8 protein-coding genes are annotated in these 12509 nt (G+C 44.6%); all 8 read right to left on the bottom strand.

Features of this window, described 5'->3' with window-relative positions; translation table 11 throughout:
• Nucleotides 1–3: 3 nt before the first annotated feature.
• The 8 genes from FM107_RS08675 to FM107_RS08640 are packed head-to-tail and all read right to left on the bottom strand — an operon-like array spanning nt 4 to nt 12505.
• On the bottom strand, nt 4–1377 hold the full coding sequence (locus tag FM107_RS08675) for a discoidin domain-containing protein (protein WP_143559459.1): 1374 nt from the start codon (nt 1375–1377) through the stop codon (nt 4–6).
• 16 nt (nt 1378–1393) lie between these two features.
• Nucleotides 1394–3130: a DUF4983 domain-containing protein gene (locus tag FM107_RS08670; RefSeq protein WP_179204444.1), complete on the bottom strand. Its 1737-nt coding sequence runs from the start codon at nt 3128–3130 to the stop codon at nt 1394–1396.
• A gap of 9 nt (nt 3131–3139) precedes the next feature.
• Nucleotides 3140–4756 carry a DUF5008 domain-containing protein gene (locus tag FM107_RS08665; RefSeq protein ID WP_086948113.1) on the bottom strand — a complete coding sequence of 539 codons (1617 nt, stop codon included), beginning with the start codon at nt 4754–4756 and terminating at the stop codon, nt 3140–3142.
• A gap of 5 nt (nt 4757–4761) precedes the next feature.
• Nucleotides 4762–5505, bottom strand: a complete 744-nt coding sequence (locus FM107_RS08660) for a fasciclin domain-containing protein (protein ID WP_179204443.1) — start codon at nt 5503–5505, stop codon at nt 4762–4764.
• Between the two features lie 4 nt (nt 5506–5509).
• Entirely contained in the window at nt 5510–7114 is a 1605-nt protein-coding gene (locus tag FM107_RS08655; protein WP_086948111.1) for a RagB/SusD family nutrient uptake outer membrane protein, read from the bottom strand.
• A gap of 5 nt (nt 7115–7119) precedes the next feature.
• Complete coding sequence (locus FM107_RS08650; protein ID WP_086948110.1) at nt 7120–10269, bottom strand: SusC/RagA family TonB-linked outer membrane protein; 3150 nt, start codon at nt 10267–10269, stop codon at nt 7120–7122.
• An 11-nt stretch (nt 10270–10280) separates the two neighbouring features.
• Nucleotides 10281–11369, bottom strand: coding sequence for a DUF5007 domain-containing protein (locus tag FM107_RS08645; protein ID WP_086948109.1), 1089 nt, complete (start codon nt 11367–11369; stop codon nt 10281–10283).
• A gap of 41 nt (nt 11370–11410) precedes the next feature.
• Nucleotides 11411–12505, bottom strand: a complete 1095-nt coding sequence (locus FM107_RS08640; RefSeq protein ID WP_086948108.1) for a discoidin domain-containing protein — start codon at nt 12503–12505, stop codon at nt 11411–11413.
• Between the last annotated feature and the right edge of the window lie 4 nt (nt 12506–12509).

Genomic DNA, 12509 nt, shown 5'->3' with positions numbered 1-12509 from the left:
GTCTTAACGTACTTTTATCATTCGCCACTCAGTCATTTGGAACAGGTTCGTACCTCCTACAATAGAAGTTATTTTTAAGCGGTAATGCGTATATGCTACGGGGTAGGCTACATTGAAACGCCGCGTCATTAACCGCGTTTCGAAGACCTCGGATTCGCGACGATCGACAGTTGTCCATGTCTGTCCATCGTTTGAGCCTAGGAGTTCCCACGAATTGGGGTCACGCTGGTTTGCATCGTTACCTGAGGTAAAGGTGTAGGCACCGATTTTTTGTGCTTGATCATACACTAGCGTCAATTCAAGGTCACCCGTGAAATTCCCTTGGAGGAATTTCGAAGAATAATTGTTGTCAATCAGTTTGTTTGACCCTTCATTGGCGTCCGGTCCACCGTCATTGTCTCTATTAACGGAAAAAACCCCTAAATTGGTAACATCTTCTTCCAGTATATTATTACAATCGATCAGCACGGTCGTTGAATTTTTAGATGGATCAACTAGATGCAAACTAGGGTCCGATAGGCTGACGACAATCGCCAGATACTTTCCTTCGTTATCGTTGATCGTACTCCAAGGTACGTCGATCGAGAATGTTGCTTCACTCGAGTTGCTGGTAAAGTTTAATTTTGAACCGACGGTATATTGGTCGCTTTGCATGGCGATGGTATTCTCTGGAAGAATTTGGTTACCCACCATATCACTGATGGTGTCAGCATTGGCGCTGATGTTCACCGAAAAAGCGTTCCCAGGGAAGCTCGCCAAGCTCGCCATAATCGGGATGTTTATCCCTCCCGACGCACTCGTGTAGTTCAAACGATCGCTGACGTTTATTATTTCGCCGCCGGTTTGCAAGGAAATAAAGTGAATATCCTCATTGCTAAGCAATTCGTTAGTGCTCAATACAATGACACCTGTATCGTTATTTTTGTCCACCGTGTTGTCTTTACTGGCATTAGCCAAGGTATAGCCAATAGCGATATCTTCGCCGAAGTATCTCTCTACTTCGGTTCGAGAAATCGTTATCTTAAATACCGCGCGATCGGACCCATAATCAACTTTGGCAACATTGTCGATATGGATTGCAGCAGCAGAAATCGCAGATACATCAGTTAACGTACCCGCTGCAATTTGTGTTTCAACAGCTTCTTGGTTGACGCGTAATCCAATCTCGAATGCACGTGAGGACGGCCCACTCAAGGCTAAACCAATCGTAACGGTAATCGATTCATTCGTTTTGGTAATATTGTCCGTTGTAGACCCCGCAGACACCAGGACACTGCCCGCATCAGTAAGATTAAAATCTTCTAAACTGGATTCTTGACAAGCGGCTACTATGCAAAGTAGCACCAGGATTGAGCCTATATGTTTTATTTTTTTCATCGTTGTCATGTTCGAGTTACTTATCTAACCATACGCGTCCGTCCAATTGCCAGTTGAGCTGCCGTGGAACTTTTAACCAGCTGATAATTTGTGCCGGCACATCGAACGTGCGTGGTACTAGCTGGCCGAGTTCCTCGGTGGAGGGCGTACATATGTAGTCGTTTAATAATGTGGTTGGGTAACCAGCTTCACCGAGCGTCAAGTTTGCGCCGAATGGTCCCTCGTCAAACACCATACCTTCTGAGTTGGCCCCCATGAGTGGCCAGTATCCGGCAAGATAATCGTAATAAGGGTGATTGGGGTCCACACCGACCTCACAACTATACTGGGCAACCATATCTTCGGGCATCGCAATTTTCCAGATCTTGGCGTCAGCCAAGTAAGCGTCCGACCGCCAGCCCTCACGTGTCGGAAGAAATCCTATACGTAGCGGCCAGTCAGAATCCATGTTTCCCCAGCCGGTGATATTCCCCTCGCGGTTGAATTCTCCGTTGGTGTATAATCGCACGAAGCGCTCACCCTCACGCTGTAAACCCACAACCGTGATGGTGTTCCAAGTTGCATCGTTTAGGCGTTGGTTTTCGTCAGCCTTAATCTCCCCGTACCCCGTATCACCACGCGCGTTGAAAACCCAGAAGTTATCCGACAAGTGGATGACCCATCCATTCATTAATTCTTGATCCCATCCGCCTTGCCAAGTTTCCCTTTTACCAATTAAAGAGGGGTGGCTGAATCGGTAGTTATTATTCGATCCTCGATTCTTCTTTACTTTTATTTCGATCGTGAAATCCTCGTCTCCCAAGTTGTATAATTCATTTTCATTGGATTGTAATTCCGCATATTTTGTGTCATTAAAGCGCATGAATTCGCCAGAAAATTTATTACCGATATAGGGTTTACCGATGAATTTTGAACTATAGCTTGGTGAATACATAATCGTAAATGTGTTCACTGCAGGTTCACTAAATACAGTGTTGTCGTTCTCGGATTCCGGAATCGTAAATTCTCCTCCCTGACTGGACGTGATAACCACTAACCATTTTTCTTGGTCAAAGTTTTCACGCTGGTTGAGCGATTCTAAAATATCACCAACTTGGCTGTCAAAAGTGTAGATAGCATCGCTGTAAGTGTCGAAGGAAAGATCGAAACCACTTTCCAATCCAGCACGTTGCACATCCTGGAAGTGTGCTGTAATCATCGTACAGTCATCCGCCTGAAGTGCGGTTTTTACTTTACTGGTAACATCTTCATCGCTAGAAGCTTGCTCGGTTGTCACATCGTTACCATAATTTTCCAAAAACTGTGGGTCGGCACTGATCAGCGCTAATTTTGAATCACTATTAAAGTTGGTTATTCTCGAGAAAATAGTAGGGTACAAGTCCAACTTGTTCGTTGAAAAATCATTATCAACCACACCATGTTTATTGATACCCACCCCGGTTATAATATCCGTCCAATTGGCGGCAATGCCCTGCGCACCTTCTTCACTCAACGATGACCAGCTATGAATTGCTTGCGGTAATAGCTGCGTGAATACCGGTGTCTTCGCATCGCGAACCGACTGCCCGCGCGCACCGTCGACAATCAATAAAAGGACTTTAGGTTGCCCATATTCGATATCGACCAGTTCCTCGTCTTCTTCTCCGGATGGAATAATCTTTGTAAACTCTTGGTTACAACTATTAAATACACTCGTGGCAATCAAGGAGAATACCAGAAGCTTTATCGCGTTTACTTTCGTTTTCTTTTTCATGAGCTTCATTTATTCGATAATTACTCTAATTAGGTTGGATACGTCTTGGTTATTGAATTTATTAAAGTTTCCCATCAGCAATAAGGCTCGTTTGCCGTCTTCGGATGTCGTTTCTTCGATTTTTGTTATTGAGCCGGCGAACTGTCCGGTAGCATTTAAGTCGGATGCAGCGAGGCTACCGTCGGACTTCAGGATCATAAAGCGGGTTCTTGTAATCCCATCATAGGTTAAGAAGCTACCCGAGACCACAATGAGTCCATCGTTTAGCTGCTTTGCGTAGTTTGCGGTCCCGCCAACAAAACTTCTCGCCCTGAAACTTTCATCGACCGTTCCATCTGCATGGAGCAGGGTCATGAATTGTGCCGGTTTCCCATTGAAGCTCTTAAATTGTCCTATAACCATATATTTTTGGGTATGTTCGTTGAAGGTTACATTTGATATTGCGTAATCGGCGCCCGTGCCACCGGTATTAAACGTCTCGTCAATCGTACCATTTTGGTTCAGCCGCGTAATATAGCCTACATTAACCTTGTCGAACGTCGTGAAAGACCCAAATACAACGATCTTCCCCTTTAATGCACCCGTTTGGTGACGCAGGGTCGCAACACTTCCGTTACCGCCGGCAAACGGGGTATTTCCGCTAAAGCGGAAGGTCTTGTCTAAGGTTCCGTCGAGATTCAGACGCGCCACGTGACGTATCTCGATACTATCCAAGATAACCGAATCCCTTGTTTCGCGCTGGTTGGGCTGGTCGTAACGGCGGCTAACATAGTAGCGGAAATTACCCGTAGCAATGAGCTTGTCATCGTCTGGATAAAGTTTCGAAACAGCCGAATTAAAACCACCATTGAATTTTGGGACATATTTCGTAGTATCAGCTTGATCCGGCCTTCGGAATGGTTTAATACCAATAGAATCTAATCCCCCGGTGAGGTGTAAACTGGTAACATTGGAGATGCTTTCATTTTTCTTATCAAATCCCGAAAACGAACCCGCAATATAATATCGATCGCCGATCTGTGTGATGCTATTCAGCGAACCATTCGCTCCGAGCCCCGTTCTCCAACTCACGTCATAAACACCATTGGAATACGTGCGTACCAAACGGTTTATTGGCCGTACTAAACCACGACGATTGTAATCCGTAAAACTCCCTACGAAAATTACTTTTCCATCGGGGAGCACCAAGCGGTTGTTTACCCAGTTGTTGGTACCCTGTATGGCCTCCCAAGTAGGGTCAATTTTCACTTTTCCTTCGACATCGAACTCCGGCCCGAATACGACAATATCATCGATCGTTATAGAAGTAACCCCCGTGCTTGCATAAGCCGGGACGCGCACCTCGACCTCCGTGTCGGTGACATTGATAATCTCCGCCTGTTGTCCATTAAACTTGAAGACTGCCTTATCCCGGAATTCGGATAATCCCGCTATTTTGAGCTTCACAAGTGTACCTTCCGACCCTTGTGCGGGGACTGGTGGCTGTGATCGATCGAATACGACAGGTAGTGCTGGCTTACCCTCTTGATAAGGCTCGGAGAAAAACGTGCTTTCTTTCACGCAGCTACTGAGCATAAAAAGACAAGACAATAGCGTAAATAAATAATTTTTTAATACATTTTTCATGAATCCTACCTTTTGCTTTGAATAATATCTGATCTTATCTGTGAGTCACTAAACCCGAACTGCCCATCCACGTAATTTAAGACGTGGACAATGCCGTTAGTAGGCTGTATATCGGAAGATGCAACAGGGATGGCATTGAATACCGTCGGTTCGCCCAGATCTGTGATGTAGGCGATATGGAGTTGGCGGTATCCCATGTACTTTAAGACAGAATTCCCGTCGGAGCTAACCGCATCGTTATATTTTACACCGATATTAAATACTGCATCGCCTTGCGAACTGTAATTCTGACCGCCATATACGCTCATTAGGTTGTAGTCTACCTGTGGGTAATCGGCGAGTTTGTTTTTACCATTGAAAATATGGCGATGGAGATAGAAATTCCAAATCACTGAATCCACATCGCTAAGCTGTTTAACGGTATCCAGACCTAAACTAAATAACAGGTTATTTAGTCCATTCGTGTTGACGTCACCGATTAGACTCTTTATATCCTCATCGCGAGGCGCAAAGAAAGTAAACTCTTCGCTGCTAAACTTCTCTTCCATTCCCGCTAGTCGGATAATCTGTACGATGGTATCAAACTCGCGTGGTTTACTATCGAGGTAATCCATTACAGTACCGTCGAACTCGGCAACTGCGCGCTCCCCATCGGTATAATAATCGTCTTTGGAACATGAAGTAGCATAGATACAAGTTACACATACTAATGCGACGACCTTAAACATGATTTTTTTTAGTGTTTTCATTGTATTATCTGCCTGTTGTAGTCCAATATTCATTTAATATAATTTGCGGATTGTAAATTCGTGCGCTCTCGTTTAAGGGCCATGTCCATGCTCGCCGATTGTACTGATCGATATTCATTGGCGCCATGGTCCACTCGGCGTTAAGTATGCGACGCGTACGAATCAAATCGAAGTAGCGCTGTCCCTCACCGATAAGCTCTCTGCACCGCTCTAAATAGATGAAGTTCTTCAAAGCACCACCGCCTTCACCGCTATAGCTGGATGCCTGTGCGCGGCTGCGCACTAAGTTAACTGCTGCAGTCGCTTCGGCAGTACGATCTAATTCCGCTAAAGATTCAGCGTATAATAAAATCGCATCGGCATACCGGAAGATGATAATGGAATTGTCAGGATATCCGCTTTCGTTACCCGAGGTATAAACATTTCCACCGAATTTTTTCATCACAAATTGCCCATCATCCGAAAGGATATCCTCAAACCACACGTCGCGCCGTTTGTCTGCCTCTCCGGTAGGGTATATTTTCTCCATATAAATCGAGCTAAAGTAAGCTGGACTAATGGACTTGTCATGGCGTGGGAAAAGATAAGGCCAGCGAAGGAAATGACTCCAAAATTGGTAGTGATTTCGTACATCGAACACATCTAAAGTCTCTGGAAACAATGTCGCATCACCATAATTGACACTTTGGTAAAATTCGAATAAAGATTCCTCGGTCCGTCCTTTAGAAACCGCCGCCCACGAATCTTCGGTCATAGGGTAGAGACGATGTGCTTTGCTGTCGATCAGCTCTTTACCGAGCTCCGTAATTTTCGTGTGGTAGCTCGTGCTATTTCCACGATCAAAGGAAGCATTCCAAGCATTCATGTGCATTAAGAGTGCTACGATGGCTCCCCTTGCGGGACGAGCACCACGCTCGGCCGGATCGCTTAGCGTCCAGGTTATTTTTTCTTTTTCGGGCTCTAGGTCCGCAATACATTTGTTTATTACCGAGACCATATCTTCGCGTGGCAAGGATTCTGAAAAATAAGGTTCCGTATAATAAACTACATCGCCATACAGACGAACCATCCAAAAATAGGTGAAACTGCGCATGAATTTTGCTTCGGCAACATAGCGGTCTTTATCAGCTCCCTCGACACCAGGGATACCTTCATCCAACTTCGATAATAATATATTTAGGCTTTGGATAACCTGATAATAACCATCCCATTTAGTAATATTCTCGAGTTTGTAGTCTCCGTAGATCGGGTTGTAAATGGCCGTTAATAAGTCATTATTGCCTAGTATTTCAACGACCCTTCGTTCAGCAGGGTCAAGTGGGCGCGTTCGAGCGTCGCCGGCCTGCGGCGATGCAATTATTTCCCCTGAACGAGCCTCGCCCGTAGCACCCATAACCCAACTTTCCTGAATCTTCGAAAAGAATTTCGCATAAACAAAAGCCATGTTGGATTCGACATCCGCTTTAGAGAGGTAAAAGTTATTACCTGTTAGCCGGTCGATTGGGTCTACCGTGAGATATTTTTGACAGCTGCTGGTAATCAATATTGTTGCCGTAATCACAAGCTTGGCGAGAGTTCTATAGTTCTTGATAAAATGCTGCTTATTCATGGTGATTAAAATGAAAGATTTAAACCTAGGTTATATGTTCGTGGGACGGGATAGCCGTTAGAAAGATCTCGGCCCATACTCGTCACGTTTTCTGGGTTTGGTCCGCTATACGTTGAAAACGTTGCGATATTGTCCAGGGAGCCGTATACACGCAGGCGCTGTAGGCCAAACCGCTCTAGGAAGGGACGAGGAAAGTTGTAGGCGAGGATAATGTTGTTAATTTTTAAGTAACTACCGTTTTCTTGCCATAGTGTTTGATCGTAACGAAATGGCCTAACCGTCTCGCTACGGGTATAAGCATAAGCATATGGGTACTTCGCGATATCGCCCGGCTGCTGCCACATGTCATATTCCTCTAGCGGAACAACAACTTTATTGTCTTCTCCTTGTCCAAAGGGATCGGCCATCAGTCCCATACGTTCAGCGAGCGCATTGTTGAGGATGGTTCGTTTTGCAGTATATGAAGCATAGACGCTCAACTGGAAATTTTTGTAGGTAAAGGTGTTCTGTATCCCCCCTGTAATTAGTGGCTGTGAGTTTCCTGTTCGCGCGTAATCGCGGGTATCCAGTATGTAGTCACCGTTACGGTCGACCCATATCGGGTCTCCCGCCTCGAAAAATGTTCCATCTTGCGTACGGTAGCGCAAACCCGTTGCCGGATCGACTGGCACATCCTCATCACGTGCATATACCCCTTCATTAAGTAAAAGGTAATTCGACAGGGTAGAGGTCCCGACACGGAAAACGATGTTTTGCCCATTCACGTTATCCGAGTTCCACTTTATAAATTGTCCGCCATAATGAGAAGGCAGTTTGAGCAGTACGTCTTTATTTAGTGCGCCATTAATTGAAAATGTCCACGTAAAAGGGCTCGAATTAGGTAGTGGACGTATATTAAGGGCAAGCTCATGTCCGTAATTTGCAATCGCGGCATCATTTGAAGCTAGAACATTGAAGCCAACCGATGAGTTTAAGAACTGATCAAATAGTAAGTTGTCAACCTTTTTATAATAGGTATCGTACACCAAGTCGATCTTGTTGTTGAATAATACCAGGTCGAGCCCAAGGTTATACTGCATCGATGTGGTTGGTTTCAAGTTCGGGTTTGGAATTTGTCCAAAATCGATACCGATTCCTTGCTGTTGGTTATAGTTTCCTTGGATATTATAACGTCCGTATATCCGTTCCAATGTGCTATTAGGCATGACGTTTATACCCCAACTTGCACGGATTGATCCCACATTCAACCAAGGTGCCCAGTCTTTGATCCAGGGTTCATGATGCGCATTCCAGCGTACGCCGATCGCTGGATTTTTCGTATATAGGTTTCCGAATCCGTTTCCGGAAGAACCGTCCATACGGTAAGAAAGATCGACTACATATCGGCGTTTGTAGTCGTAGGAAGTAGACATTGCAAATGAGACTGCACGTTCATCTTTAAAGTTATCCAACAAGCCACCACCACGTGAAAAGTAACCATCAAAACCGAGCGGGCCTTGAAAAATGTCGTTCGGGGTACGCTCCTGACTGATAACAGAGTTTTGTCGCGACACATTGCGTACCTCATTAAATAAATTAAAAAATAAATTATGGTTATCGTTAATTGAGGTCACGTAATTCAATGAACTTCGGCTATAAAGTTGTGTTTCACGTCCTGCGAAAGAGTAAACTTTTGAAAATTGGTTGTTCGCAGCCGCCGGCGTGAAGGTGTCCTCCGTGCTGGATACAAACTCATAACTAAAGGCGGATGTAAGGCGTAATCCAGTTACGATCTCGTACGACCCTTCGATAAACGGACGTATTAAACGAACATTATTCGTGTTTTTCGTACTGATGGAAGATATATAATCGGAGGAAGCCAGATAGAAAGAAGGAGGGGGGAGCAAGGTCGAAGAAAGGCCGCCTTTGGCAACGCCTGATTGCAAGATCCCAGTACCGTCCCCTTTATTTACTTTTCCGACCTGCGCAAATACTTGACCCGTGAAGCGGAGCTTATTGTCTGGGCTGTAATCCATACGTAAGTTGGTAGAATAACGATCAAATCCCGTGTTCCGGATAATCCCCGTTTCGCTGTAGTAACCCAAATTCGCTTTGTAGGAAAGAATCTTGTTCCCACCGTCAACACTTAAATTGTGACTATGGTTAAAAGTCTTTTGAAAATAGAGGTCTTGCCAGTTTGTTGAGTTGTTGAAATAAGCATTCAAACTATCTGATAAATGCGGTGTACTTTGAATGCGGTCGATATCTGCCTGCGTTAACGCATTTCCGTATATCTGTTGTAATTTGAGCCTTCGTTCCAGATTCCCGCCAAGGGTTGGACGTAGTTTGGGAGGTGTTTTAATAAATGTGTTGTTTGTATAATTGATGCGCGGTATTTCCGAGTTACCTCTTTTGGTATTGATGATAATTACACCGTATGCCGCTAAAGATCCATACATAGAGGTTGCTTGGGCATCTTTCAGTATCTCAATACTCTCGACATCTTCTGGCGGAATCATTGATAGGGGACTAATACCTGGACCTTGCTGCTGTAAGCCCATTTCTGAAGCTCTATCGGCATCCAGTGGGACGCCATCGATTACATACAAAGGCGAGGTAGGCATCAGTATAGATTCGTTGCCCGATCCCGTGACGGTCAGCGTCGAAAGGCCGCGGATTTGTGTCGTTCCTCTATAGCCTGGCGCACCTGTATTTACTTGGATATTCATGCCGGGCACCTTACCTTGTAACAACGATTCGAGTGGTCCTGGCACATCTCGAATATCATCTGCCGTTAGTATAGTGGATGCACCTGTAGATGTTTCCTTTGGGCGCTTTACATACCCGCGCGTGACAATAACCTCTTCGATACCTTGATCCGAAGGCGTTAACGAGACGTTTAATGTACTTTGATTGTTCGCAACGGACACGCGTTTATTGACATAGCCCAATGCGGTAAAAAGTAGTGTTGTTTTTCCATTGAGTGACACGGTGAACGTTCCATCGTTGTTGGTTGCAACCAGGGCGCGTCCTGTTGTGGTATTAATAATAGTGATGTTACCAAGGCCATTCCCTTGATCGTCAACGACTTTACCGCGCAGCGTGTTTTGGGCCGTAGCGGAGAGACAAAAGCTCATCCACATTAAAACTAAGCTATATATGATCTTTTTTTTCATGGAGAACTGTATTATTCGTTTTCAAATTTTGGGTTATCGTTTCGAAAGTGAAATACAATTTCCCAGTCGCCCTTCTTAAATATCTTAAAGTCGAAAGTCATCTCGCCCAACACCCGGATGCCGCCCCATCCTAAACGCGAATACTTAATGTCTAGGTTTGCCCAGCCGCCAGAACCATAGGGTGTTTTATTTGTCGTAAGTGGAATGGGGTATAGTACGTCGTACTCGACATACTCAGAAGTAATTGTTCTATTGAATCCATGGAACATTTCATCCCACCGTGTTTCATTAAAATCATCTGGATGGATTGGGTTTTCATCGCTATCAAGGAATTTGATACGAAGCTTATTTCCGTTGCCACCTTCAAACGGACGGATATAAACGACAACGTCTTTTTTAAGTTCATTATTGACTAGATCTATGTTGGTGTTCTCGCCCACTATATTTTGCATCCGTGAGGGTACGAGATACATGCGTTTTCTCGGGTCATTTGGACTTACAGGATCAGGAGCTATTTCCCCCGTGTAAGGATTCAAATCGCTAGGTTCATAATCCAGCTCACGCCAAGGAATAAGTTGAAAGTCTTTGACATACCGAATCCCCCCTGAATTACTTAATTTTAAATCAAAGAATCGAATATCTTGGGTTTTTAATACTGAATCTGTTGGTCTAGGTTTTATAAGTTCGTTGGTTGCCGAAGCATGCATAATAAATCGTCCTCCGGAGTCTACTTCGAACATTGGTTTGGTAACCAATCGCCGTTTACTTTCAATTTCTTCTATGGAAGTCTCTTCACCGTCGTACTCTTGTATCCACTCGTAGGTTTCCGCAGGCTGGAGGAAATCGGCCGCCGGCGTGCCGTCTCCAAAACGGGGATTTACGATCTCAAAGTGTAATGGGAGAGTCGAATTATCCGAATTCAAGGGATTGAATACGGAGGTTCTCCCCATGGTTGCTTCTAGAATTTGGGTGGAATAAATCAAGTTTTCACTGATAAAATCTTTGTCCTCTGGTAAATCGTACACCTTTGAACAGGACAGCACACCCAAGGATAGTACGACAACACCCGCGATAGCTTTATAATTGGTATAACTCATCATAATGGGTTATTTTTTAGTTTTAATTCGGTTAAAATTTTTAGTTACTGTTCTTCATAATTGACTGACCAATCGGCTAGTTGGAACATGGTTCCACTCTTTATACGCGTAATTGTCAGCCTGTAATGACTATAGGCTACGGTATTTCTAAAACGAAATACGCGCTGCAAAAATCGATCAGTAAACTCCTCGGATGAGCGCGCATCCAGCTGCGTCCACGATTCGCCATCATGTGAGCCTTCCAGGCGCCAGTCTATCGGATCGCGGTCCGGTGAATCGTTTGCGGACGTTAGGGTATAGGCGTTGGAAACCGACGGTTCGTCTAACTCAACCTGCAGCCACAATGAATTCGGAAATGAGCCGAGAAGAAACTTCGTTTGCGAGTTGCCGTCAAACACATATTTTGACGCCTCCACGGCATTAGGCCCTCCGTCATGCTCATGCGAAGTGGTAAATATTCCACCCACGGTTTCAAATAAGTTTGGTGGCGGCGGTATCAATGTGAATCGTTTAACGAAATCATTGAAACCGAAAACATGCTCCGAGGAAAGTACGTGTACAATGCCATTATTGGCTTCGATGTTGATCGAAGCGGTGGTCGTTGATACCCAATTTTTTAAGAATGGACTTAGCTTGGTATCACTAAATTCAATTAGCGAAGGACCTCCTTCAACATATCCTGAAGAAAAGGATTCTATTAACTTCCCGTGCATGCGGTATCCGTTGCGGAAATCATAGATGAACGCGCCATCTTGATTCGCTAGTGAATCGCCGGCATAGCTGCCGCGAATCACATATTGGGACATCATTGTATCGAGCTGTTCATACTTTACATTTCCTAAATATTCGATCGGCTGTTCGGACAGACGCCGTATATTGTTTAGGTTTTCGATTGCCAAACGAAAGCTTTCGTTGGTCGGTGCAAATAAAGTTATCGTACTATCGGCAACGATATTTTGCAGTCCCACCCGGTCGATCACTTTAACAAGGGAATCGTAAACCCCGGGTTTACTTTTTAAATAGGCGTAGATATCACCGTCATAACGGATCTTTTGTATCTCATGGGTGTAGAAGCCAGTATCCTTAGAGCAGGAGAAAGCCATCACACAGCATAAAATAAATAGAATACGGAATTTCATAATT

The organism is Sphingobacterium sp. JB170 (genome assembly GCF_900163865.1).
Classification (GTDB): Bacteria; Bacteroidota; Bacteroidia; order Sphingobacteriales; family Sphingobacteriaceae; genus Sphingobacterium.
This window is presented reverse-complemented; position numbering and strand designations above follow the sequence as displayed.

What these genes read in the sequence shown, in the direction of transcription:
- FM107_RS08675 (WP_143559459.1), bottom strand. Translation starts at nt 1,377, where the DNA reads ATGAAAAAAATAAAACATATAGGCTCAATCCTGGTGCTACTTTGCATA.
- FM107_RS08670 (WP_179204444.1), bottom strand. Translation starts at nt 3,130, where the DNA reads ATGAAAAAGAAAACGAAAGTAAACGCGATAAAGCTTCTGGTATTCTCC.
- FM107_RS08665 (WP_086948113.1), bottom strand. Translation starts at nt 4,756, where the DNA reads ATGAAAAATGTATTAAAAAATTATTTATTTACGCTATTGTCTTGTCTT.
- FM107_RS08660 (WP_179204443.1), bottom strand. Translation starts at nt 5,505, where the DNA reads ATGAAAACACTAAAAAAAATCATGTTTAAGGTCGTCGCATTAGTATGT.
- FM107_RS08655 (WP_086948111.1), bottom strand. Translation starts at nt 7,114, where the DNA reads ATGAATAAGCAGCATTTTATCAAGAACTATAGAACTCTCGCCAAGCTT.
- FM107_RS08650 (WP_086948110.1), bottom strand. Translation starts at nt 10,269, where the DNA reads ATGAAAAAAAAGATCATATATAGCTTAGTTTTAATGTGGATGAGCTTT.
- FM107_RS08645 (WP_086948109.1), bottom strand. Translation starts at nt 11,369, where the DNA reads ATGATGAGTTATACCAATTATAAAGCTATCGCGGGTGTTGTCGTACTA.
- FM107_RS08640 (WP_086948108.1), bottom strand. Translation starts at nt 12,505, where the DNA reads ATGAAATTCCGTATTCTATTTATTTTATGCTGTGTGATGGCTTTCTCC.